The sequence below is a fragment of the Streptomyces krungchingensis genome (assembly GCF_054729265.1).
Window position 1 is genome coordinate 8,182,197 of sequence record NZ_JBPUKY010000001.1, and the last position, 26,084, is coordinate 8,208,280.

At 73.7% G+C, this 26,084-nt stretch carries 9 protein-coding genes; 3 read left to right on the forward strand and 6 right to left on the reverse strand.

Features of this window, described 5'->3' with window-relative positions; translation table 11 throughout:
* Positions 1-227: 227 nt before the first annotated feature.
* Together ACSYGO_RS35680 and ACSYGO_RS35685 are read left to right on the forward strand one after the other, a co-directional pair.
* Positions 228-815, forward strand: coding sequence for a TetR family transcriptional regulator (locus tag ACSYGO_RS35680; protein ID WP_426682010.1), 588 nt, complete (start codon positions 228-230; stop codon positions 813-815).
* Positions 816-1,255: 440 nt separating this feature from the next.
* Entirely contained in the window at positions 1,256-2,869 is a 1,614-nt protein-coding gene (locus ACSYGO_RS35685) for a serine/threonine-protein kinase (protein ID WP_460389060.1), read from the forward strand.
* Between the two features lie 227 nt (positions 2,870-3,096).
* On the opposite strand, the gene ACSYGO_RS35690 is transcribed toward ACSYGO_RS35685, so the two are convergent.
* A complete protein-coding gene (locus tag ACSYGO_RS35690) occupies positions 3,097-3,585 on the reverse strand; it encodes a hypothetical protein (protein WP_432177199.1) in 489 nt (162 codons plus the stop codon).
* A gap of 320 nt (positions 3,586-3,905) precedes the next feature.
* Between ACSYGO_RS35690 and ACSYGO_RS35695 the strand changes: the two genes are divergently transcribed.
* Positions 3,906-5,654: an MFS transporter gene (locus ACSYGO_RS35695; RefSeq protein WP_426682007.1), complete on the forward strand. Its 1,749-nt coding sequence runs from the start codon at positions 3,906-3,908 to the stop codon at positions 5,652-5,654.
* Between the two features lie 1,090 nt (positions 5,655-6,744).
* On the opposite strand, the gene ACSYGO_RS35700 is transcribed toward ACSYGO_RS35695, so the two are convergent.
* From ACSYGO_RS35700 to ACSYGO_RS35720, 5 genes are all read right to left on the reverse strand, one after another.
* Positions 6,745-7,488, reverse strand: a complete 744-nt coding sequence (locus ACSYGO_RS35700; protein WP_460389062.1) for a TetR/AcrR family transcriptional regulator — start codon at positions 7,486-7,488, stop codon at positions 6,745-6,747.
* 229 nt (positions 7,489-7,717) lie between these two features.
* Positions 7,718-10,045, reverse strand: a complete 2,328-nt coding sequence (locus ACSYGO_RS35705; RefSeq protein ID WP_460389064.1) for a hypothetical protein — start codon at positions 10,043-10,045, stop codon at positions 7,718-7,720.
* Positions 10,046-10,059: 14 nt separating this feature from the next.
* Positions 10,060-11,727, reverse strand: a complete 1,668-nt coding sequence (locus tag ACSYGO_RS35710; RefSeq protein WP_426682004.1) for an NAD(P)/FAD-dependent oxidoreductase — start codon at positions 11,725-11,727, stop codon at positions 10,060-10,062.
* Between the two features lie 91 nt (positions 11,728-11,818).
* Positions 11,819-17,212, reverse strand: coding sequence for an SDR family NAD(P)-dependent oxidoreductase (locus ACSYGO_RS35715; protein ID WP_460389066.1), 5,394 nt, complete (start codon positions 17,210-17,212; stop codon positions 11,819-11,821).
* On the reverse strand, positions 17,212-25,908 hold the full coding sequence (locus ACSYGO_RS35720; protein ID WP_460389068.1) for a type I polyketide synthase: 8,697 nt from the start codon (positions 25,906-25,908) through the stop codon (positions 17,212-17,214). The genes ACSYGO_RS35715 and ACSYGO_RS35720 overlap by 1 nt, the downstream gene beginning before the upstream one ends.
* Positions 25,909-26,084: the final 176 nt, after the last annotated feature.

Genomic DNA, 26,084 nt, shown 5'->3' on the forward strand with positions numbered 1-26,084 from the left:
CCAGTGCTGGTAACGTGCCAAACACCCACGCCTGTACGGGTGTTGGCGTGCGACTCGGATGTCGTGAAAGCTTTGACCCAAGAAGTCACTGTGTGTAGACTTCATGGCTGAATGAATTGATGTGGAGGGTGGCGTCACGCTGCCCCGTCGCCGCGAAAGCACCCGTGTGGAGACCGGGCGGGAGGCACGTCCTTCGGGGGAACTCGTGATCGAGAGGAAGTGCCGCCTTGGCCGAAACCAGAGGCGCGGCCGGGAGCCGTCGGGCCATCATGCGCTCCGCCGCGGATCTCTTCGCCGAACTCGGCTACCGCAACACCTCGCTCCGCGCGGTGGCCGCGGACGCGGGCTGTGATCCCGCGCTGATCGGCCACTACTTCACCTCCAAGGAGGCGCTGTACGACGCCGTCGTCGCGGAGACGGTCAGGCCGGCCGAGATCTTCCGCGAGGCGATCGCGCGACGCGATCCGGGTACGGCCGAGTGGCTCCTGCGGCACGCGGTGACCGACTGGGGCGACCCTGTCCAGCGGCGGCGCATCCTCGGTGTGCTGCGCTCCGCGCTCGATCTGCCCGCGGCCCGGGAACGGATGAGCCAGTCCCTGGTCCCGGAAGGGGTCGGGGGAGCGGACGAGATCAGGCTTGCGCTGATCAGCAGTCTGCTCGTCGGGGTCATGACGTCACGTCACATGGGCCTGTTGCCGGACGAGTTGAGTGCGGAGGGCGACTCGTCGGAACTCGTGCGTGTGCTCGCTCCGGCGGTGGCCGCGTTTCTCACGGCGGATCCGACGGGGGCGGTCCCCGCCCCGGCCGGGGACTGAAGGGCGTCGGGGGCCGAAGCCGTCGTTGCACGCACTGGCGCACTGGCGCACTGGCGCATTGGCGCATTGGCGCACTGGCGCACGCGCCCGGCGGCTCACCGACTGACCCGCCCGGCGGCTCACCGACTGACCCGCCCGGCGGCTCACCGACTGACCCGCCCGGCGGCTCACCGACTGACCCGCCCGGCGGCTCACCGATTGACTCGCCCGGCCGCCGCCTCGACCCGCGGCCCGCGGAGGCAGCTTCGCGGCCGTGGATGCGACGACCCCCACCGGTGCGGGGGGTGAACAGGCCCGTACGGGATCAGGGACCCCGTACGGAGCCACGGCCTGTTGCCGCCACGTGCCCCGGCTCCGAACAAGATTCACAGGGCACTTAAGCTCCTGCTGTTGGTCGACTCATCGCAGCGAGGGGCCAGGGGAGCGGGGGACGAGGGCCGATGGACAACGCCACCGAGGTGTTCCAGCCACTTCAGGGGGACGATCCGACGCTGGTGGCCGGGTACCGCCTCGCCGCCCGGCTCGGCGCGGGTGGCATGGGCCGGGTCTACCTGTCCCACACGCGGGGCGGGCGACCGGTGGCGATCAAGGTGGTGCGCCCGGAGCTGGCCGACGACCCGGACTTCCGCCGGCGGTTCCGCCGGGAGATCAAGGCGGCCCGGCGGGTCCGGGGCGCGTACACCGCCGAGCTGATCGACGCCGACGCGGAAGGTGTACCTCCCTGGCTGGTCACGCTGTACGTGTCCGGGCCCTCCCTGGCGGAGGCCGTCGCCCGGCGCGGACCGCTGCCGGTGCCCGCCGTGCTGTGGCTGATGGCCGGGGTCGCCGAGGCGCTTCAGGCCATCCACGGTGCCGGGATCGTGCACCGGGACCTGAAGCCGTCCAACGTGCTGCTGGCCGCGGACGGGCCGCGTGTGATCGACTTCGGCATCTCACTGGCCTCCGACGCCACGTCGCACACCGCCACGGGCGCCGCCATCGGCACCCCGTCGTTCATGGCGCCCGAACAGGCGTCCGCGGGGGAGGTCACCGCGGCGAGCGACGTCTTCGCGCTCGGTCAGACGGCGGCGTTCGCGGCACTGGGCGAGCCGCTGTACGGGGACGGGCCGGCCGTCAACGTGCTCTACCGGATCGTGCATTCGGAACCCGACCTGTCCCTTCTGCCCGAGCAGCTGCGTCCGGTCGTCGCCCGGTGTCTGGCGGCCGATCCGGAGGAGCGGGTCACCCCGGCGGAGGTCGTCGCCTGGTGCCGGCAGCGGCTGGGCGGGGACGCCGACGCGGGTGCGGGGCCGTCCGTCTGGCGGGAGGTCGCCGGGCCGGAGGTGACGGTGCCCCCTCCGCTTCCCGACCCCACCCCGGTGCACACGCTGCCGTTGCTCGCCAGGCCTCAGCCGACCGGAACCGACGCCCGACGGTCCCGCCGCCGGAGCACCGCACTGGTCACGGGCGCCGTCGTCACGGCGGGCGCGCTGCTGCTGGCGGGCCTGGCCGGCCTGGCGTGGGCGGTGAAGGACGCGAACGACCGGCTCGGGCACCGGAACGCGGCCGGACCCTCGGCGTCCGGTCCGGCGGCGTCCGCACGCTCGTCGGCGTCCTCACCGGCACCGGCGGCCACCTCGGGAGCGGGCGGACGGACACCCGGCTCTTCGGAGCCCTCCCGGACCGCGTCCGCGCCGCCGCAGGCCGTTCCGTACCCCTTCCAGTGGCTGGACGAGAAGAACTCGCTGGACATCGAGGAACCGGTCGAGCGGAAGGACCGCAAGGGGGACATCCGCTTCGTCTGCGGCGCGACCTGCGCGCTGGAGAGCGACACCAGTGTGCTCGCGATGGTGTACGGCAAGCCGGGGGCCGGCCTCGACTCGTGCCGTATCGCCCTCGAGCGTCCCGAGGGCCGCCGGCTCCCGCTCGCCGCGGCGGCGGCCGGCAGCGAGATCTGCGTCAAGCACCCTTCCGGTGACATCGCGCTGCTGGTGATCCAGGTGAAGTCGACCGCCCTGCCGAAGAGCGGGTCCAGCTTCGTCACCGCGGACATGACGGTCTGGCGGGCGGCCTGACGGCAGTGCCGGAATGAGGTGCCGGGCAGTCGGACCGGACTGCGGCGCCGTAATGCCGTGCCGGACTGCGGTGCCCCTCCGGTGCCGGACTGCGGTGCCGGACGGTCGGACCGGTCCCCCGCAGCGCGCGGTGCCGGACGGTCGGACCGGTCCCCCGTAGCGCGCGGTGCCGGCCACCGGCCTCGGCGTTTGCGTCCGGCGCCCGGCCCGGGACGGCTTCCGTCCGCTCAGGTGTCAGCTCCCCGGCCGTCGTCCGCCGGCCGGGGAGCCCGTGGACCGTCCATGGTGGTTCCGTCGGGCCCCCGCCCGAACGCGGCGGCGAGCACGGCGGGGAGATCCGTCTCCGGGACCGTCGCGCGCACCTCTGCCAGGACCTGAGGGAAGCGGTCGTCGTCGACGACACCCATGTGCTCCTGGCGCAGTCGGTGGACGACCTCGACGAGTTCGGGGCGCAGCCGCATCCAGCCGCGGGACGTGCGGATCTCCTCCTCGACCTGGTCCATGAACCAGCGCATCACCTCGTACGGCACGTCCAGGTGCCGCCCGGGGTCGAAGCAGACCGTCGGCTCCCGTGCCGGGTCCTCGTCGGGAACGATCGCGGTCACCAGGGCTCGTCGCTCGCCGACGAGCTCCAGTTCCAGGTACCAGGCGTCATCGGGCACGGAGTACAGCACGGTGATCGCATAGGGGGCGCCGCCGGGGTGCGGGACAGACATGACCGCATGCTGTCACGCCGGTCCGGCCACAGGCGCCGGGCGGTTCGGCGGGTGTTGACCCGGTGACGTCACGGAAGCAGGAGGAGGCCGGACTCGGCCGCCCGTCGCTGATCCGGAACGAGCGTGCGCACAACCGCTCCTGACTGTCCCGCAGTAGTACTCGCACGTCAACGAGTCGCGCAAGCCCGGCCGTTGGGGCGGTGAGCGCTGTCCGGAACACAGCCATCGACCTTGCGGATTGGAATTCAGTACTCGTAGACTTCATTGGAGAATGAATAACTCGGGGTGCTGTCAGCGGACGGCGTACCCAAGGAGGGAACATGGAATCGATTGACGCGGGCGTGAAGGCGGCGTCCCCGCCCGGCACTTCGCCCGTCCCGGGATCCCCGGCCAACCCCGCACGCTGGGTGATCCTCGCCGTCACGCTGTCCGCCATCTTCATGCAGATGCTGGACACCACGATCACGATGGTGGCCCTGCCCTCGCTGCAGAGCGACCTCGGCTCGACGTTCGCCGAGATCCAGCTGGTCGTCGCCGTCTACTCGCTCGCCTTCGCGTGCGTCCTGGTGACCGGTGGCCGGCTCGGCGACATCTACGGCCGCCGCAAGATCTTCCTGATCGGCATGCTCGGCTTCACCCTCGCCTCGGCGCTGTGCGGCGCGGCCCCCAGCTCGACCTTCCTGATCGTGTCCCGGGTGCTCCAGGGCATGTGCTCGGGCCTGATGTTCCCTCAGGTGCTGTCGATCATCCAGGTCACGTTCTCGGCCAAGGAGCGCCCCAAGGCGCTCGCGATGTACGGCGCTTCGGTGGGACTCGGCACCGTGCTCGGTCCGGTGCTCGGCGGCTGGCTGATCGAGCTGAACATCATGGACACCGACTGGCGGGCCATCTTCTACGTCAACCTGCCGGTCGGTCTGATCGCCCTGCTCCTCGGCCTCGCCAAGATCCCGGAGTCCTCGGGCGGCGGTGCCCGGCGGCTCGACGTCACCGGCGCGATCATCCTCAGCGCCGGACTCTTCAGCCTGATCCTGCCGCTGGTCATCGGCCGTGAACACGACTGGCCCGGCTGGAGCCTGGTGCTCCTCGTGCTGAGTCCGCTCGTGCTCGCCGAGTTCTTCGTGTACGAGAACAAGCTGTCGAAGCTGGCCGACAGGTCACCGCTGGTGCCGAGCGGGCTGTTCAAGGAACGCTCGTTCACGGTCGGCCTCGTGATCAGCGTGGTGTTCTTCGCCGGCATCCCGTCGTTCTTCATGGTCTTCTTCATGAGCCTGCAGATCGGTTTCGGCTACACCCCGATCTCCGCGGGACTGGTCAGCCTCGGCTTCGCCGCGCTCATCGCGGTCGGTTCGGCCCGTTCGGCGGCCGTGGTGAAGCGGCTCGGCACGAAGACCCTCGCGGTCGGCACCGGCCTGCTGCTCGTCGGCATGTCGGGTGTGATCGGCACCCTGCAGTGGGCCGGATCGGACCTGCACGGCTACCAGTTGATCCCCTCGCTGATGGTCGCCGGCCTCGGCGGCGGCTTCTTCCTCGCCCCCTGCACCGGGATCATCCTGGCCGGCATCCGCTCCCGCGAGGCCGGTTCGGCGTCCGGCATGCTCGCCACCGTGCAGCAGGTCGGCATCGCCATCGGCATCGCCGTCGCCGGCATCCTCTTCTACGGACTGCTCGGGTCGAACGCCGACGGCGCCAGCCGGACCGCGCTGCCCGAACTGCGCGCCGATCTCGCGGCGGCCGGACTCTCCGAGGCGCAGCAGACGCAGGTCACCACCGGATTCCGGACCTGCTTCCACGACAAGATGAACCAGAAGGACCTCACCGCCACACCGGCGAGCTGCGCGCGCATCGAGAAGCAGATGGCGAGCGCGCCGGTGCCCGCGCAGACCAAGGCGCAGGTGCAGGCCGCGGTGCTCGGCAAGGCCGTGCCCGAGGCGCGCAAGTCCAACTTCGGCGACAGCTTCGAGCAGGTGGTGTTCTGGCAGATCGGCTGCTTCGGTCTGTCCTGCCTGCTCGTCCTCGCCCTCCCGAAGATCCGTCCCGAGGACGTCCAGGACGTGCCCGGGGGAGCCTGACCCGGCCGGCCTGACCCGGGCCGGCCTGGCCCGGTGCGGAGCGGCACGCCGCCGGCGGCGGTCGCGACGGGCGCACGCCCGTCGCGACCGGGCGGGCGGCGCCGTCGTGCGCGGCCCCTTGTCCGCCAACTCCTCCCTCTTCTCCCTCCGTCGCTCGTTCTCCCGTTCCCCGTCCTCCCGCTCGTCCCGGCCCTGTGCCGGTCCGCCCTCCAGCACCCGCGCCCGCGCGGTGAAAGGACGAACCGTGTTCTCGGTTCTCGCGCTCGGCGCCGCCTCGGCGCTGGCGTACGCCGGTGCGGCCGTCGCGCAACGGGCGGTGGCCGCCGCGGCGACCGGACACGGGCGCCGTGCCGCCCTGCGCGGAGCGACCTGGTGGGTGTCACTGGCGCTCAACCTGCTGGGCGCGGCGCTGCACACGGCGGCACTGCGTTTCGGTTCGCTGGTGGCCGTGCAGATGCTCGGTGTGCTCACCCTGGTCGCGGCGCCCCTGCTGTCCGCGCTCGTACGGCGGCGCCGTACCACCGCGGCCCAGTGCTCCGGCATCGCCTGCGCCGTCGCCGGTGTCGCCGGACTGCTCTTCCTGACCCGGTCCGCACAGGCCGGCCGGACACTGACCCCGGTGCAGACGGCCGGCGTCCTGGGCCTGACCGCCGCCGTGCTCGGGATCTCCGTCGTGGTGGCCGCCACCGCCCGGCGCGGCATCACCACCAGCCTCTGGTACGCGGTGGCCGCCGGGGTGGCGTTCGGCTCGGCCTCGGCGCTCACCCAGACGGCGGTCCTGGAACTGACCCGGGGCGGCGCACCGCGGCTGCCGCTGTCCGCCGTCGCGCTCGCGGCCGGCGTGGCCTGCCTGGCCGTCGCGGGTCTCACACTGTCCCAACTCGCCTACCGGGGCGGCCTGGAAGCGCCGCTGGCCACCCTCACGCTGGTCAACCCCGGCTTCGCCGTGGTCGTAGGGGTCCTGGTCCTGGGGGACCGCTACCCCGGCGGTCTTCCCGCGGCGCTGGCGGGATGTGCCGCGGCGGCCGTCGCCGCACGGGGCGTCCTCGTCCTCGCGCGCACGCACACCGAGGCCGCCGCCCAGGGACGGCTAGTTCTCCGAGAGCCGGTCGAAGTGCACGTCCACGGCGGGCGCGAACCACTCGACGAGCTCCTCGAGGTCGAGCGAGGCGAGCGGCTCCATCCGCAGGACGTACCGCAGCATCACCAGGCCGGCGAGCTGCGCGGACACCAGTGACGCCAGCGCCTGGGTGCGGTCGCTCCGCTCGGGGACGATCCGCCGCACACAGGCGGCGAAGCCCTCCTCGATACGGTCACGGAACGCCTTCGAGGTCGACTCGTCCGACAGCCCGGTGCGATAGATCGCGACCAGCGCGGGCCGCGTCGACTCGTCCTCCCAGTACGACAGGAACGTACGCACGATCCGCTCGCCGTGGCGCTCCAGGACCGGTTCGGCGTCGTCGCCCGTCAGCGGGTCGAAGAGGGCCGACACATCGAGGCGGGACTGGACGGCGTCCTGGAACACGCCTTCCTTGTTGCTGAAGAAGTGGTGGATGAGGGCCGGGTCGACCTGTGCCTGCTGCGCGATGCCACGCATCGTGGTCCCCGAATAGCCCTTCTCGGCGAAGAGGGCGAGCGCGGCCGACAGGATCTGCTCCTTGGTGCTGCTCTGCCCCGGACGCCGGCCTCCGCCGCGTGAGGACGACCGCCTGCCGCGGGCTGCGTCGCCCGGCTGTGCGTTCGCCTGCGTGGCACAGGGGATCCCGTTTCCGGCGCTCACCAGTCCCCCTTCGGGTATTAATTCATGCGTGTAGGAAATCGACGATATCAGCATCCCACATGGGAAGACTCCCCGGTAGGGAGCATTCCGGCAGGACGCGGCGGTGTCGAGCCCGAATCGCGCTACCGCGCGCGGGCTGGCCGGATCCGATCAGCGGCGGCACCTTGTCGCGTTCCGCGGCCGTCGCGCGCCAAGGAACCGCCGTCCCGGGCCCGTTCGGGCGAGCCTTTGCGGGACGGCGGTTCCTCTGCCCGTTTTCCCTCGATCTCCCCGAAGCGTCCGCCTAGCGCTCCACGTCGGGCAGTACGGTGGCCCCCCGGGTGAGGACCCGGTGGACCATGTACGGTGCCCGGCGCTTCGCCCACAGCAGGACCTTGACCCGCTTCAGCGGGGTGAAGTTGTAGTAGCGGTCGGTGGGATCACCGAAGGCGAACAGCGGCGGCACGAAGGACGCCCTGCGCAACTGGCCGAAAATCCGCTCGGCCGCGACACCCGGCGCCAGCCGGTTGTCGGCCACCTGTCGCGCCAGCCGGTCCATGTCGTCGAACAGGGCGACAAAGCCGGGGTAGACCGGGAACCACAGCCCGGCGCCGCGGTACCGCTCCAACTCCCGCCACCGGTCGGCCCGTTCAGGCGTCGCCAGGGCGTCGTTGCGGGCCCGCTTGAGGGAGAGGGCGGCGAACATGGAGTGCAGCAGCCACACCCGGCAGAAGGCGTTCCAGAGCCTGAAGTCGGTGGTCGCGGTGAGTGCCGTACGCAGCAGCCGGTCGCCGTGCTCGATCAGCGCGGCCTGGAAGGACTCCAGGGGCCGGAATCGCTCCACCGACCAGTCGCCGCTGTCCGCCGCGGCGATGAGGTGCGCGGCGGCCTCGTGGACCAGTTCCGCGGTCAGGGTGACGTCCCGGGACAGCGTGAAGTCGCAGCGGACGGCGGAGCGGTCGAGAACCACGAAACCGTCGCCGGCGGCCGTGTTGGCGCCGTACTGCCACGGCTCGGATCCGGTCCACGCACGCACCGCGGTGGCCTCCGCGAACTGCCACTCCAGATCGGGGAACTGACGTACCAGCTGCTGGAAGTCCTCCTCGGCGGACGCCGACCGCTGCGGCCACAACTTGGCGTCGAGACTCACCGCCACGCTGGTCAGCCCGGTCCCACCGGTGCGGTCGTCGCCGAACGGGACGAGCTGGATCCAGCCGCCCGGGAAGACCACCTGCGTGGTGCCGCCCGTCCAGGGCGTGCCGTCCTCGCCGGGGTCCACCCGCCGCTCCAGCGGACGCACCCCCCGCAGGTGCGCGGTGAGCACCCGCGAGGAATGCCGCAGCGGACGCAGGGCCGGATCGGGTCCGAGGCGGCGCAGCATCGGCGCGTCGGGGCCGGACATGTCGACCACGAACGCCGCCCCGACCTCGCTGCCGTCGGCCAGCTCGATCGTGAAGTCGCCCGCCTCACCCCGTACTTCGGTGAAGACCGGGCGGCCCTGCGGAACCTTCGCGCCGTGTCCCGCCGCGAGCCGGTGCACCCAGGCCTCGACGTCGGGCCGGTACAGATGCGATTCGCCGTGCTCGCTGGGGACGTTGAACTGCACCACCTGGTGCGGCCGTACGGGAGCGCCGGGGCGCGCGTACACGAAGCCGATGCTCGACTTGACCCCGGAGGTCCTGCGCACCTCCGCGGGCAGCTGCCCGAAGTGGCCGAGGGCGGACAGCTCGGGCACGCCGTAGCGGCGCGCGAGCAGTTCGAAGACCTCCGCGGTGTAGGGGACGGTCGTCTCGCCCGCCGGGGTCGTGGCGTCGTGCGGCGAGTCCACCAGCACCACGTCGATCCCGGCGCGGGCCAGGATCGCGGCGAGCATGCCGCCGCCGAGGTGCGCGCCGAGCACGGCCACGGTGTGCCGCGTCCGGCCGCCGGAGCGCGCGGGGCCGGGCCGCGGCGCCGGACGGGCCGGGGCGTCGGCACCCGCGGGCGTGCCGGCGCCGACGGGCTGTGCGGCACCGGTCGATGCGCTCGCGCCGACGGGCCGTGCGGCCCGGGCCGACGCGTCCGCCGTCCCGACCGACGGGCCGGAGGCCGTCGCTTCACCGCCCGTGCGGCCGGGGGTCGTTGCTTCGCTGCCCGCGCCGACGGGCCGTACGGCCCGGGCCGACGCGTCCGCCGTCCCGACCGAGGGGCCGGAGGCCGTCGCTTCACCGCCCGTGCGGTCGGAAGTCGTTGCTTCGCTGTCCGTGCGGCCGGGGGTCGTTGCGTCATCGCCCGGGCGGACGGAGGCCGTCGCTTCACCGCCCTTGCGGACGAAGGCCGGCGCGTCATCGCCCATACGGACGGCGCTCGTTGCGTCACCGCCCTCACGGGCGGCGGTGGTCGACCCGCTGTCCGGGGAGCCGGCAGCCGGCGCCGTGCCGGTCTTCGAGCGGGCGGCGGCCGGCGCCGGCGTACCGGCCGCGGGGGCGGTCCCGCCCGCCCGGATCATCGCGGGCTCCGTGCCGGTCGTCGGCTCGTAGGGCAGCGCCGATTCGGCCGCTCCCACCGCCTCCGCGCCCTCCGCCCAGCTCTGGTCCGGCGGCCGGGCCGGGCCCGCCGGGGATGGTCGCTCCGTGCGTTCTTCCTTGGGCATGCGCCGGTCCTTCCTCATGAGTGCCTGCGCAGCCGGGAGCGCAGGAATCCGCCGAGTGCGCCGGCCACCACGGGGCCGGTGTCCGCGGCCGCGGAGCCGCGCCGGGCCCAGTGCATGGTGCGGATCATGCGGGCCGGATTGGGGTTGTAGAACCGGTTCGCCGGGTCGTGCAGACCGAACGGCGGCGGCGCGTAGCCGTCGTCCTGCAACAGGTCGAACAGCTCGCCGGTGGCCCGGTCCGGAGTCATCAGCCCGGCCTCGACGTCCCGGCAGGCCGCCCACGCGGCATCGGTGATCTTGTTGAAGCCGACGCTCGCGGGGAACAGTGCCCCCGGGTGCGGCTGCGCCTCCAACTCCCGCCAGATCATCGGGTCCTTGGAGCGCTGGAAGCGTACGAGCGCGTCCTGCGCGTTGAGCGTGCCGAGCACCGTGCCGAGCGCCCACATGCGAAACGTGGCGTTCCACATCCCGTAGTCCCGGAACGACGTGAACGAGGAGGCGACCACCTCGTCGTGGGCGCGCACGAGACCCTGCTGGAGCGTCTCGATGTGCCCGAACCGTTCGGCGGAGAAGTCGTCGTCCTTCGCCGCCTCGATCAGCCGCCAGGCCAGCGAGTTGACCACGTCGGTGGTGTTCGTCAGTCCGCGCGAGTACAGCGCGTCCACGAATCCCGCGGCGTGCGAGGTCAGACAGAAGCGGTCGCCGACGACCTGGTGCGAGGAGTACTGCAGACGCCCGGTGGACACCCAGGGGCGCGCGGCCTTGGCATGCCTGAACTGCGGGGCGATGTCCGGGAACCGCTCCAGGAACCGCGCGAACTCCTGCTCCGCCGGCAGATCCGTCTTCGGGTGCTTGCGCGGATCCAGGGTCAGACCGACACTGCACAGCCGGTTGGTGGCGCCGCGGTGGTTGTCGAACGGGATGACCCACACCCAGCCGCCGTCGAAGACATGGTGCAGGGTGCCCTGGTGCCACGGACTCGGGTTGTCGTGCGCCCGGCCGGCCGGGCAGTCGTCGTACGGGCGCACCCCGATCATGTGCGTGAAGAGGGTGCGCGAGTGCGTGCGCTGCTGCGGCACCTCGTCGCGCAGCCCGAACTTCCGTGCCAGCGGCGAGTTGTGGCCGCCCGCGTCGACGACGTAGCGGGCGCGGATCGAGGGCCCGCCGTCCACGGCGAGCGTGACGCCCGAGCCGTCCACCTCGACCTCGGACACCCGGGTGCCGAGCCGCGGCACCGCGCCGTAGCGCACGGCCACGTTGAACATGTACGAGTCGACGTCCTGGCGGAACATGTGGGACTCGGTGGACAGCGCCACCGGGATGACGAACTGGTTGATCTCGTCGGCGACCTGCTTCTCGCCCTCGCGGTGGTAGACGAAGCCGAAGTTGCGTTTCTGGCCGGAGTTCGAGGACACCTTGGAGCGCATCGTCGAGAAGTGGCTCAGATGCGCGATCTCCGGCACTCCGTAGCGGGCGGCGAGGATGCGCAGCATCACGGACGTGTACGGGATCGTGGACTCGCCCACCGCGAAGCGCGGGTGGGTGCCGGCGTCGATCAGGACCGTCTTCACCCCGTTGCGGCTCAGGATGGCAGCGAGGATGGAGCCGGCGATTCCGGCGCCCAGGACGGCGACGTCGTGGACGGCCTTGTCGGGCGAGTCGGACGCGGGCAGCGGTTGCATGATGCTCGTTCCTCCAGGGGTCGGGGCGGAGTGGTGGTACGGGAGGGTCCGGGGCGCGCGGCACGTGCCGCGCGCCCCGGACCCAGGGGTGTCATGCCGGGTCCGTCGGCCGGCTGCCGGCCGGGTACTTCTCCTCGATCAGCTCGTGGAGGAAGGAGCCCCAGTGGATGCCGGGGCAGGCGAAGAAGTCGCGGCTGTTGATCTCCAGACCCAGGTCGTCGCGGCACCGGCTGATCAGCTCCATCACCATGAGGCTGTCCAGGCCCATGTCGGCGAGCCGGGTGTCCTCGGTGAGGGTGTCGAGCTCCAGGCGCAGGATCTCCGACAGCTGCACGCGGATGTACTCGTTGAGCCCGGCCAGCCGCTCGGTACGGCTCAGACCGATCAACCGCGCGGTCAGCGGCCCGAGTCCGGAGTCGTCCGCCCGGCCCGCGGCGGGCGCGCTGCGGACCTCGCTGAGCATGGGCCGCTCCCGGCGCGCCTCCATCAGGTCGCGGAACAGCGTCCAGTCCGCGGCGCACACGGTGCGGTGCGCGACGCCGTCGACCACGGCCTCGCCGAGCAGCTCCAGCGCGTGGTCGGGGTTGAGCTGGTGCAACCCGATGGAGCGCAGGAACGCCATCACCGAGTCGTCCGCGAGCCCGGACCTGGCGGCCCACGGCCCCCAGCTCACCGTCGTGGCGGCCAGTCCCCGCAGCTGCCGGAAGTGGGCGAAGGAGTCGAGGAAGGCGTTGGCGGCGGAGTACCCCGCCAGGTGCTGCGAGCCCCACACCGAGGCGATAGAGGAGAAGGAGACGAACAGGTCCAGGTCCTGGTCGACGGTGGCGTTGTGCAGCGCCCAGGTGCCGTCCACCTTCGCGTGCAGGCAGCGGTCGTAGGTGTCCGGGTCGCTCTCCCGCAGGAACTGCGGCTCCGACAGGCCCGCCGCGTGCACCACACCTCGCAACGGGCGTCCTGCCAGGCCGAGTTGGTCGGTCAGTGAGCGCAGCGCCGTCTCGTCGGCGGCGTCCAGCGCCACCACCCGTACGTCGGCGCCCTGGGCCTCGATACGGCGCACCCCGGCGATCCGGGACGCGGTGGTGTCGTCGTGCTGCGGGTCGTCCCAGGCCGCGCGGTCCGGCAGGCCCGACCGTCCGGCCAGCACGACCGTGCCCGCGCCGTTGCGGGCCAGCCACTCACCCATCAGCAGGCCGAGGCTGCCGAGTCCGCCGGTGACGAGATAGCTCCCGAGGTCGCTCAGCTGCGGGGCCGGCCGGGGTGTGTCCTCGTCGCCCGAGCCGGCCGCCACCAGCCGGGGCACCAGCACGGTGCCGCCGCGCCAGGCCGTCAGATCCTCGGCGCTGCGGGTCGCCACCAGGTCCGCGATCCGCTCCGCCTCGTCCGCCTCTCCGGCCGGATCCAGGTCGAGCAGCCCGCCCCACAGCTCCGGGTGTTCGAGCGCGGCCACCTTGCCCAGACCCCACAGCGGAGCCGCCGGCAGACAGATCTCGTGCTGCCCGGTGCCGGTCCACTGGGCGCCGCGCGTCACCACCCACAGCCGCGTGGCCGCCTCGTCGAGGGCGAGCTGCCGGGCGGCGGCCAGGAAGACGTGCTCCGCCGCGGCCCGCGCCTGCCCCACGGACTCGGCGTCGTACCCGGTCAGCGGTAGTTCCAGTCCGCTCAGCAGGACCAGATGCCCGTACGGACGGCCCGCGTCCAGCGCCTGGAGCACCGCCTCGGCCGACGGCTCGGCCTGCGCCACCACCGCGCCGCGCAGCGTCAGTTGCTTCGCCACCGCTTCCAGCAGGCCGGTGTCCGCGCCGCCCGAACCGACCAGCAGCACCCGCTCGTCGCGCAGACTCCCCTCGGCGAACGCGTCCGGAGCCGCGGGCCGCCAGACCTGCTCCCACACCGTCTCCTCACGAGCCGTGCGCGGCACGTCCGGCGCGGGCTGCGTCGACGACCGCAGATGGACGTCCCGCATCATGATCAGCACGCTGCCGTCGGATCCCAGGATCTCCAGGCCGCCGCGCAGCTCACCGTCCTCCCCGGACGGGTCCAGCCAGCCGTGGACGTAACGCCGGGTGCCCTCGGGCACCGCCGTGGGCACCGGGGTGCCGCCCGGCCGCGGGACGTTCTCGGACTGGCGCAGCAGGCCCAGCGTCAGGTCGAGCAGGGCGCCGCGGGGCAGGTCCTCGGCCGCACGGTTGACCTCGGCGAGCACCTCGCCGGGTCCCTGGTACACCTCGTTGAGGACCGGCTCGGCCCAGCCGGGCACCGTGATGTCGGCCGGGTCGACCGGCACGCACCGGGCCCGTACGGCGTCGAGGTCGCCGTCGGCGCGCCGGGTGTCCGTGGGACGGCGCACCAGCACACCGCGGGCGTGCAGGCGCCAGCTGCCGCTCTCCACCGAGTCGACGCCCTGCCGGGAGAAGCAGAGGAACAGCGAGCGGCCCTCGTCGTCCTGCGGCAGCACGTAGACCCGTATGCGGGCGGGGCGGTGCTCCGCGTCGAGGAGCAGCGGCTCGCCCACCACGAAACGGTCCACGAGGCGGGGCTGCGCACCGGGCAGCTTCGCCGCGCCCGCCAGCGCCCAGTGGCAGAAGCCGCCCGCCGACACGGACCGCCGGCCGTCCGGGCCCGTCTGCACGAACACGTCGGACAGGTCGTCCAGCTGGGGCGAGAAGGTGGGCGCGCCGGACAGCAGATGGCCCTCGAAGAGCGCCCCCGGCGCGTCGTCGGGCGCGAACTCCGGTGCGTCGCCCGGCGCGTCGTCGTTGAACCAGTACCGCTCGCGCTGCCACGGGTAGCTGGGCAGCGAGGTGCGGCGCGGCTTCTCGTCGCGGTGCACCGCGTTCCAGTCGACCGGCACACCACGGTGGTGCAGCGCGCCCAGCGCCTGGCCCACGATGTGCGCGTCCTCCCGGTCACGGCGCAGCGACGGGATCCAGCCGACCCCGTCCTCGGGCAGGCAGCGCGCCCCCAGACCGAGGAGCACCGGCGCCGGGCCGAGTTCGAGGAACGTGCGGCAGCCCGTCTCGTACAGGGTGGTGACGCCCGCGTAGAAGCGCACGGGCGCCAGCACGTGCTCGGACCAGTAGGCGGGGCGCAGCTGTTCGGGCCCCCACTCGCGGCCCGTCACGTTCGAGATGATCGGGTACTTGGGCTGATGGAAGGTCAGCGTCTCGGTGACCTTGCGGAACTCGTCGATCATCGGCGCCATCAGCGGGGAGTGGAACGCGTGCGAGACGACGAGCCCGCGGTGCTTCACACCCCGGCCCGCCAGCACCTCGACGACCCGGGCGACCTCGTCCTCGGGGCCCGAGAGGACCACGTCCGTCGGGCCGTTGACCGCCGCCACCGCGACCCGAGGCACCGGGCCCGCCTCGGCGATCGCCGCGCGCACGGTCTCCTCGTCGCAGACCAGGGTCTCCATCACACCGCCCGCGGGCAGTGCCTCCATGAGCCGGGCGCGGGCCGTTACCAGGCGCGCGGCGTCGTCGAGGGAGTGCACCCCGGCGACGCACGCCGCCGTGATCTCGCCCAGGCTGTGGCCGATCAGCGCGGTCGGCCGCACCCCCCACGACTCCCACATCTTCGCCAGCGCGTACTCCACGGCGAACAGCGCGGGCTGGGTGAACCCCGTCCGGTTGATGCGCTCGCCGTCGGACAGGACCGGGCCGAGCGGCTCGTCCAGGTGGCGGTCGAGGGCCTCGACCACCTGGGCCAGGGCGTCCGCGAAGACCGGCTCCGCCGCGGCGAGGGAGGCGGCCATCCCGGCGTACTGCGAGCCCTGCCCGGTGAACATCCAGCCGAGCCGGCGTGCCTTGGCGCCCGACGGGCCGTGCGCCGTGACCTGGTCGGCCCGCTCGCCGGCGGCGAACGCGGCCAGTCCCGCGGCGAGTTGACCGCGATCGCCGGTCACGCTGAGGCCGTGCTTCATCCGGGCCCGTCCGATGTGCGACGAGTAGCAGATGTCCGACAGGGTCCGCGGGTCCGCCTCCCGCACCCGCTCCTCGTACACGCCCGCCATCGCGCGGAGCGCCTCGGGGCTGTTGGCGCTCAGCGTGAGCAGCCCCACCTCGCGCGGGGTGCCCTCGCGGGGAGCGGGCCGGGGCGCCTCGGCGAGCACGGTGTGCGCGTTGGTGCCGCTGGCTCCGAAGCTGCTCACCCCGGCGATCCTCGGCCCGTCCGGCCAGACGGTCTCCTCCGCGGTCACCTTCAGATTGATGGCGTCCCAGGGGACCTGCGGGTTGGGGTCGTTCAGGTGCAGATGCCGGGGCAGCGTGTCGTGCTGGAGGGCGAGGACGACCTTCAGCAGGCCCGCCGCTCCCGCGGCCGGCTCCAGATGGCCGATGTTCGTCTTCACCGAGCCGACGAGCAGCGGACGGTCGGTCGCCCGCCCGGTGCTGGTGACCGCGTTGAGCGCCTTGAGCTCGATCGGGTCGCCCAGCTGGGTGCCGGTGCCGTGCGCCTCGACATAGGTGAGCTCGGCGGGGGAGACCCCGGCGTCCTTCAGGGCCGAGGTGATGACGTTCTGCTGCGCGGCCGGGTTGGGGACCGTCAGACCGCTGCTGCGCCCGTCGTGCTCCGTCGCCACGCCGCGCACCACCGCGAGGACGCGGTCCCCGGCGGCCTCCGCCTCGCTCAGCCGCTTCAGCACGAACAGCGCGCCGCCCTCACCGCGCGCGTAGCCGTCGGCGGAGGCGTCGAACGTCTTGCACCGTCCGTCCGGCGACAGCGCCCGCAACTTGCTCACCAGGACGAATCCGTACGGCGACAGCATCAGGTTCACGCCGCCGACCAGCGCCATGTCGCAGGCGCCCGAACGCAGTGACAGGACGGCCTGCTCCAGCGCCACCAGCGACGACGAGCACGCCGTGTCGATCACCATGCTGGGGCCCTGGAACCCGAACGTGTAGGAGATCCGTCCGGCCAGGAAGCTCGGCTCGCCGATCAGCTGGTAGGCGTCGACGTCCGCCATCGAGCCCTTCTGCTGCCGCATCCGTACGTAGTCGCTGGTACTCGCGCCGAGGAACACGCCGACCCGGCTGCCCTCCAGCTCGCTCGGCGGCAGACAGGCGTTCTCCATGGCCTCCCAGGCCAGTTCCAGCACCAGCCGCTGCTGCGGGTCCATGCCCGCCGCCTCCCGCGGCGAGATCCCGAACACGGTCGGATCGAAGGTGTCCACCGGACCGTCGAGGAAATTGCCCGACAGCGTGTACGCGGTGCCCGGGTGGTCCGGGTCCGGGTTGTAGAAGCCCGCGACGGAGTGCCGCTCCTCGGGGAACCGGGACGTCGAGTCACGGCCCTCGGCCAGCGACTCCCAGAACGCCTCGGGCGTCGCGCCGCCCGGCAGCCGGCAGGACAGACCGATCACGGCCAGCGGCTGTGGCTGCTGGAGCTCCTGAACCCGCGCGCGCAGACTGCGGATCGTGCCGAGGGAGTCCTTGAGCCGACCGCGGAGGACCTCCTGGCTCGGCTGCTCGGCTTGGCTCTTCGTCATCAGTTCTCCTCAAATCCAAGCGCCCGTGAGTCGGAGATCTCCGCCTCCAGCTGGCGTAGCAGTTCGTCGTCGTCGAGGTCGTCCAGGTCGTCGGCGGGCTCGGCACCGTCCTCGTCGACCGCCACCAAAGCCGCGGCCGCGTCGTCGGAGCCGGCGGCCGGGAGCCCGAGCTGCTCCAGCAGGTGCGCGGTGAGCGCCAGCGCCGTCGGGTGCTCGAAGGCGACCGTCGAGGACAGCTCGGTCTCCAGCTCCCGGGACAGCCGCAGCCGCAGCGTCAGCGACATCACCGAGTCCATGCCGAGCTCGAAGAAGCCCTGGTCGGCCCGGAGATCGTCCTCCGCGAGCCCGAGCACGGCGGCGACCTGCGCGCACACCCAGTCGAGCATCCGGTCCCGGCGCTGCCCGGGATCCAGGCCCCGCAGCCCGGCCACGAACTCGGTGCCGCCGGTCTGCCGCGCCGCCCCCAGGACGGTGCGGAACAGCTCCCGGTGCGGGGCGTCGGCGAGCGCGCTCCCGAACAGCTCCCAGTCCACGTCGGCCACGCAGGCGTGCACGGTGTGGTCCGGGACCAGCAGGTCCAGGGCGGTGACCAGGTCCCGCTCCCGCAGCGGAGCGACGCCGCTGGACTTCAGCAGTAAAGTCGTCCGTTCGTCGAGGAGCCGGCTGCCTTCGAGGGGCATCAGCTCCACGTGCGCCACCGGCAGTCCCGAGGCCCTGCGGCGCGCGGCCAGCGCCCGCAGCGACCAGTCCGAGGGCGCGGCGGCGCCCGTCACGGCGCCGCCCCAGGTGCCGGGAACGGACCCCAGCAGGACGAACAGACGCACCGGGTCCTTCGCGGTGAGCCGGTGCAGCAGCTCCGCCGTCTCCGCGCGGTTCCACTCCGCCCGCAGCGCGGCCTCGGTGGTCTCCTCCAGCGGGGCGGCCAGCTCCGGAGCCGCCGCGCACACCACACCCGCGATTCCGGTGTCGGCACGCAACTCCTCCACCAGCGAGGCCAGTTCCTGGCGTGCGCCGCGGGTACGGACCGTGCGGACCTCGGCGCCCGCGGCGCGCCACCCGGCGATCCGCTCGTCGGCCGGCAGCCGCTCGGCCTGCTCGGGCTCCGTGTCAGCGAGCACGATCCGCCGGGCGCCCGCACCGACCAGCCAGTCCACCACCGGGGGCGCCAGTGCGCCGCCCGCCCCGGTCACCAGATGCCAGCGCTCCGCGGACAGCGGCCGCCTGCCGGGCCGCTCGGGCACGTCGGCCCGCACCAGCGCGCCCACCTGGACGGAGGAGTGCTCGACGCGGACGTGCTCGTCGCCCGGCGCGCACAGCAGCCGTGTCACCAGGGCCCGCAGCTCCTCCGCGCTGCCGCGGCTCAGGTCGACGTGGCCGCCCCAGGCCTCGGGGCGGGTCATCGCCAGGGTCCGGCCGAGCCCGGCGTGCGCGCCCTGGTTCCCGTCGGGGAAGCCCTCGTGCCCGGCCGGCAGCAGGGCGTGCCGGGTGACCAGCCACAGGCGGGGCGGTGTCCCCTCGGCGTCGGCCAGGGCGGCGGTCAGCGCGGTGGTGACACGCCACCCGTCCGGCCGGGAGTCGAGGTCCTCCAGCGGCCACAGGTCGCAGATGCCCGTGGTCCCCTCGTTCGCGTGCACCGCGAGAAACGTCCGCCATGCCTCCCGGTCGGCGGGATCGACGACGAGACCCCCTTCGCCGGGTACGTCCGCGGAGCGCACCCGGCGCACCTCGCAGCCCGCCGCCCGCAGCCCGTCGGCGACGGCACCCGCCAGATGCTCGGTGTCACCGCACACCAGCCAGCGCGTCGCGGGCGCGGCCTGCGCGCCGTCACGGCCGGCCGGCCGCTGGCCCGCGGGGTGCCACACCATCCGGTACAGCAGGTCGGCGACCCGGTCCCGGTCCGCGTCGGCCGCGGCCGGCTCCGGCGGGCCCGCCAGGCGCAGCCCGGCCAGCTCCACGACGGTACGTCCGGCCGCGTCGAGGACGGCCACATCGGCTTCGGGCCGCCCGCCCGAGCCGGCCCGGACCTGACCCCGCAGCAGCCGTACCGTGCCCTCCACGGCGGCGCGGACCCGGACCGCCGCGATGGCGGCGGGCAGCGGTTCGCCGTGTCCTCGCGCGTCGCCGGCGGCGCCGTCCGCGATCAAGTGCAGCGCCAGCCGCAGCAGTTCGGCGGGCAGCCGGTGCCGGGAGGCACCGTCCGCCAGTTCCACGGTGACGTCCGCGCCGCCCCGGCCGCTGCCCGCCGCCCGCACCCCGAGCGCGGGGAAACGCTCGGCCAGCGTGGCCCTGAGGGGTTCGTCGTCGGCGAGCGCCGACGGATCGGGAGCGCTCGGGGCGGGCGCGTGCGACCCGTCGGTCGACGCCGTCAGCGCGGGCCCGTCGCCCTCGCCGTCACCGGACAGCCGGCGCAGCACGACCGTGCCCTGCCGGGTGTCGACGACGGCCTGGAGACCGGCGCGACCGTCCTCGTCCGCTCGCGGCGGCGTGCCGAACCGCACGTCGTGGAGCACCGGCGCGGGGGAGCCGGTCGCCGCGGCCCCGGCGAGGGCGGCCTCCAGGAGCGCGGGCGCCGAGACCGTCGTACCGGCTCCGGCGCCGCTGACCTGCCACGGGCTGCGGGTGCCGTCGACCGTCACCGGGAGCAGCGCCGTCCACGGCGCGGTCGTCGGCCGGACCGGCGCGCCGACGAGGGAGCCCGAGCCGCCGGCACGGTCCACGGGCGTGTCCTGCAGCCAGTGCTCCTTGCGCTGCCACGGATAGCCGGGCAGGTCCACCACCGCGCGGCCGGGGCCGGCGAACGCCGCCCAGCCGACCGGCACGCCCTGTGCGTGCAGCGTGCCCAACGAGCCCAGCAGCGTGCCCACTTCGTCCTCGTCACGGACGAGGGAGGGCAGCACCACGGGCTGTGCCACACCGGCGGCCCGCAACGACTCCTCGGTGCCGGAGACCAGCACGGGATGCGGGGACACCTCCACGAACACCCGGTCCTGCGGGTCCTCGACCGCGCTCACCGCGTCCTGGAAGAGCACGGTGTTGCGCAGATTGCGGCCCCAGTACTCGGCGGTGAGCGCGGATCCCGCCACCTCGCGGCCCTCGACGGAGGAGTGGAACGGGATGCGCGCCTCGGCGGGCACCAGATCCGCGAGCCCCGCGACCAGCCGCTCACGCAGCGGCTCCATCAGCGGCGAGTGCGGCGCCACCGGCACCTTGACCCGCCGGACGAACACGTTCGCCTCGGCGAGTTCCTCGGCCAGCTCCTCCAGGGCGTCGACGTCGCCCGCGACGACCGTGGTGCGCGGCCCGTTGATCGTGGCGACGCCCAGCTTGTCCTCGTACAGCACCAGATACGGCGCCAGTTCCGCACGGGGCAGCCCGACGACGATCGAACCGCCGGTGCCCACGAGCGTGTCGAGGAGCCGCGAGCGCAGGCACAGGATCTCCGTGGCCTGCGCCAGGGTCAGCGCCCCGGCGGCCCAGGCGGCGGCCACCTCGCCCATGCTGTGCCCGACGACCGCCGCGGGCACCACGCCCCAGCTGCGCCACAGGGCGACCAGGCCGACCTGCACGGTGAAGACGAGTTCCTGCGGGATGCCTTCGTCGAAGGGGCGGCTGTCCGGCTCGCCGCGCAGCGAGGCCAGCGGCGACCAGGCGATCCACTTGCGCATCTCCTCCTCGCAGGCCAGCACCGCGTCCCGGAACACCGGCTCGCTCTCCAGGAGCCGGCGGCCCATGCCCGCCCACTGGGAGCCGAAGCCGGAGAACACGAACACGCAGGAGCGCTCCAGCTCGGCCGTGCCGGTGAGGACCTGGGCGTGCTCCTCGCCCTTGCTCAGCGCACGCAGCGCGGACCGCACACCGACCACGTCCCGGCCGACGACGACGGCCCGGTGGTCGAGGTGACTGCGGCGCGCCGACGCCGTGTACGCCAGGTCGGCGAGGGCGGTCGCGTCGCCCGGCTCCAGCAGCGCGAGGTACTGCTTCGCGGCCGCGGGCAGCGCGGCCTCCTGCGCGGCGGACAGCGGCAGCGCGAAGCGTGCCGGGGGCTCGCCGCCGCTCTCCGCGGCCGCCGGTGCCTGGGCGACCAGGACGTGCGCGTTGGTCCCGGTGAACCCGAAGGAGCTCACCCCGGCGACCCGGCGCCGGCCGTCCTCGGGCCATGCCTCCATGCCCTCGGCGATCTCCAGGCCCAGCCGCTCCCAGGCGACCTGCCGCGTCGGCGTGGTGCTCACCCCGATGTGCGGCGCGATCCGGTCGTGATGCACCGACAGGACCGCCTTGATGAGTCCGGCCATGCCGGCCGAGGCCTCCAGATGCCCGATGTTGGGCTTGGCGGAGCCGACCAGGAGCGGGGCGCCGTCGGCCCCTTCGGGGCGCAGCGCCTGGGCGAGCGCTCGCAGTTCGACGGGATCGCCGAGCGGTGTGCCGGTGCCGTGCGCCTCGGCGTAGCCGACGTCGCGTCCGGTCAGTCCCGCCTGGCTCAGGGCCTGTTCGATCAGCGCGCGCTGCGCCGTGCCGTTCGGCACGGTCAGTCCGCTGCTCGCCCCGTCCTGGTTCACCGCGCTGCCGGGCAGCACGGCGTAGATCCGGTCGCCGTCGGCGAGGGCGGTCGACAGCCGTTTCAGGACGACCGCGCCGGATCCCTCGCCGCGCAGATAGCCGTCGGCCGCCTCGTCGAACGTACGGCAGTGGCCGCTGGGGGAGAGGGCGCCGCCGGCCGACACCGCGACCGGGATCACCGGACTGAGGATCACGTTGACGCCACCGGCCACCGCGAGGTCGCTCTCGCCCTGACGCAGGCTCTGCATGGCCAGGTGCACGGCGGTGAGCGAGGACGAGCAGGCGGTGTCCACGGCCATGCTCGGCCCGGTCAGGCCCAGGAAGTAGGAGAGCCGTCCGGACGCTCCGGCGAAGGAGTTCCCGGTGCCGTAGTAGAGGTCGACGTCCTGGAGGTGGCTGCCGACGTGCTGCGCGTGGTCCGAGCTGTTCATGCCGACGAACACACCCGTCGCCGAACCGCGCAGCCGGTCGCGGGTCGCGCCGGCGTCCTCCAGCGCCTCGTAGGCCACTTCGAGGAAGAGCCGGTGCTGCGGGTCGAGGCTGCGGGCCTCGCGCGGCGAGACGCGGAAGAACGCCGCGTCGAAGCCGCGCACGTCGTCGAGGTACCCGCCGCGCAGCGAGGTCATCGTGCCGGGCGTCCACGGCCCGTCCGACAGGAAGGCCTGGCCGTCCCAGCGGTCGGCGGGCACGTCGCGGATGACCTCGCGGCCGTCGAGCAGGAGCCGCCAGTAGTCCCGCACCGTGGGGCTGCCGGGGAACCGGCAGCTCATGCCGACCACGGCGATCGGGTCGTCGGCGGGCGCGGGCGCGCCGGCCTGCGGGGTCTGCGCCCGGCCGGTCGCGGTGAGCTCCGCGGAGGACGGCCGCGGCGCCTTCTTCGCGAGCACCTGCGGCAGCAGATGGTCGACCAGCTCGTCCAGACAGGGGCGTTCGAAGGGGGTCGACAGCGGGATGTCCAGGCCGACCCGCATCCCCAGGCGGTCCACGAACTCCACGATGCTCAGCGAGTCCAGACCGAGGTCGGCGAAGCCGCGCCGGGGCGGGATGCGCCGGCCCGGGTCCTGGCCGAGGGTCTCCGCGAGCACCTCGGACGTCGTCCGCATCAGGGTCCTGCGTTCGCGGTCGGCGCTCGCCGCGTCGGGCGCGTCCGGTGCGGGGCCGGGCGCCGTGGCGTCCCGGGTGTTCCCGGCCTCCGTCGTGGCCGGGCCGGTTCCGGTCCCGTCCGCCACCGCTCCCGCCGGGGGATGGTACGGGGCGGTGACGGACGAGGCGGCTTCCCGGTCGGCCCCGAGGGGGGTGGGGGCGGCGACCGGGGCGGTGCCGCCGGAACCGAGGGGCTCCGGCGGGTCCGTGGCGGCGTCGTCGGGCCCACCGCCGAGGTCGAGTCGGCGGGCGGGCCCGAGCGGCCTGCCCGAGGGGTCGAGCAGCTGTACGGCGAGCCGGGCGGGCGCGGCCTGTGCGTCGGGCCGCGCGGCCGGCGCGTACTGCGTGCCGGGGGTCACGTCGGGCAGCCAGAACGACTCGTGCTGCCAGGGGTGCCGGGGCAGCTCCGTGAGCCGGCCCGGGACGAGGTCCGCCCAGCGGACGTCGGCGCCGGCGCAGTGCAGGGCGGCGAGCGAGGACAGCATCGTCGCGGTGCCGTCGGTGTCCCTGCGCAGCGAACCGACCGCGACGCCCTGGCGCCGCAGCGACGTGAGGGCCTCGGTCAGCGGGCGTACGAGGGTGGGGTGCGGGCCGATCTCGACGAAGTCCGCGCCGCGGTCCTTCAGGAGGGTGCGCACGGCGGGCCAGAAGCGGACGGGGCGGAGCACGTTGGCGGCCCAGTAGGCCGCGTCCAGCGTGGCCGGGGGTTCGTCGGGCCACACGGTGGACACGAACGCCTCGGGCCGGTCGGCCGTCAAGTCGCCCAGTTCGGCGCGCAGTTCCTCCGCGAACGGCGCCATGGCCGGGCTGTGGAACGCGTAGTCGCCGGGCACGAAGCGGGCCGGGACGGACCGTTCGCGCAGCAGCGAGGCGATCGCCGTCAGATCGTCCTCGGAACCGGCGAGCACGGTGGCGCCCGGTCCGTTGACCGTGGCGACCGTGACCGCGCGGCCGGTCCCGGCGGCGGCCTCGGCCGCCTCCTCCTCGGAGAGTGCCACCGCGAGCATCCGCCCGGTGCCCGCGGCGGCGGCCATGATGCGCCCGCGCCGCACGGCCAGGTCGAGCGCCGTGGGCAGGTCGAGAGCGCCGGTGAAACAGGCGGCCGAGATCTCGCCGAGGCTGTGCCCGACGACCTTGGTCGGTTCCACGCCGCGTGAGCGCCACACCTCGGCCAGCGCCAACTGAACCGCCACGACGGCGGGTTGAGCGAGCTCGGTGGCGGAGAGGTCGCTGTCGCCGAGCAGCCGGCGCAGGCCGGGCAGCCCCAGCTCGCGCAGGACGGCGTCGCCGCGTTCCAGAGCCGCCGCGGCGACCGGATCGCGGTCCCACAGGTCCAGGCCCATGCCGCGCCACTGCGAGCCCTGCCCGGAGAAGACGAACACGGTGTGGTGGCGTCGCCGGGGCTCGGCGGTGCCGGTGACGGTGCGCTCGTCCGGGGTGCCCTGGGCCAGGTCGAGCAGCGAGGCGCGCAGCTCGTGCGCGTCCGCGCCGACCACGGTGGCCCGTGCCTCGTGGTGGGTGCGGCGCACGGCCGCGGTGTGCAGCACGTCGGCCAGCGGCCGCGGACCGTCGAGGGTCTCGGCGAGGTCCCGTGCGCGTGTCTGGAGGGCGGTCTCCGTGGAGCCGGAGAGCAGCAGCACCCGGGGGCCGTCCTGCGGGGGAGCGGCGGGCTCGGGTTCGGGGGCCGGGGGCGCGGACAGCAGCAGGTGGGCGTTGGTGCCGCTGAGGCCGAAGGCGCTCACGCCGAACAGCGTGCCCGCGTCCTCGTCCAGCGGCCGGGCCTCGGCGCAGACGCTCAGCGGGCCGTCGTTCCACGGGATGGCGGGGTTGGGCGTGCCGAGGTGCAGCTGCGGTGGTATCACCCGGTGCCGCGCGGTCAGTACGGTCTTGATCAGCGCGGCCACTCCGGCGGCCGCGTCGGTGTGCCCGAAGTTGGCCTTGTGCGAGCCGATGTGGAGCTTGCGGGCGGGGTCGCGGCCGGGCCCGAACACCTCGGACAGGGCGAAGGCCTCGATCGGGTCGCCGAGCGGTGTGCCCGTGCCGTGGGCCTCGACGAAGGCGACCTCGTCCGGGGTGGCGTCCGCGCGCAGCAGCGCCTCCCGCAGCAGCGCCTCCTGCGCGGAGGCGTTGGGCACGGTCAGGCCGGCGCTGCGGCCGTCGTGGTTGAAGGCGCTGCCCCGGATGACCGCGAGCACCCGGTCGCCGTCGGCGAGGGCGTCGTCGAGCCGCTTGAGCACGACGACGCCGCAGCCCTCGCCGCGGACGATGCCGTCCGCGTCGGCGGCGAACGGCTTGCACCGTCCGGTGGGCGACAGGGCCTGCACCTTGCTCATGAAGATGGACAGTTCGGGGGCGGCGAGGACGTTCACACCGCCGGCGAGCGCCGTGTCCGCCTCGCCGCTCGCGAGCGCCCGGCAGGCCAGGTGCACGGCCACCAGGGACGAGGAGCAGGCGGTGTTCACGGCGAGCGCCGGCCCGTGCAGCCCCAGCGTGTAGGCGACGCGGCCCGGCGCGAAGCTGAACTCCTTGCCGCTCGCGTAGTACGGGTCGATGGCCTTCACACCGCGCGTCTTGGAGTGCAGCAGCGTGTAGTCCATGCCGAGCATGCCGAAGAAGACGCCGGTGCGGGAGCCGGCGAGCTGCGGCTTGGTGAGCCCCGCGTGCTCCAGGGCCTCCCAGGAGACTTCGAGCAGGAGCCGCTGTTGCGGGTCCATCTCGCGTGCCTCGCGGAACGAGATGCCGAAGAAGTCGGCGTCGAACCGGTCGAGCCCCGGCAGCACTCCCGCGTAGCGGCAGTAGCCGGTGCCCGGCGCGGACCCGTCCTCACTGATGTACTCGGGTCCCCAGCGTTCGGGCGGGATCTCCCCGATGACGTCGACGCCGTCCCGCAGGACGTGCCAGAAGGCCTCGGGACCGTCCACCCCGCCCGGGTAACGGCACCCGATGCCGACAAGGGCTATGGCCGGATCGGTGGTGATTCCGTTGCGGGCGGGCATGGCTGATCCCCCTCCGGGAGTGCGGCGGACAGTGGGTGCGGACGAGGTCCGGGGCCGGGTGGCGGGAGGGGCGTCCACGCCACCCGGGTCGTGCCCGGCAGCGGTCGGCTGCCGTGGTGCCTGCCGGCCGGGACGGGGCCGGTCGGGCCCGGGTCCGCCGGTACCGGACCCGGCGG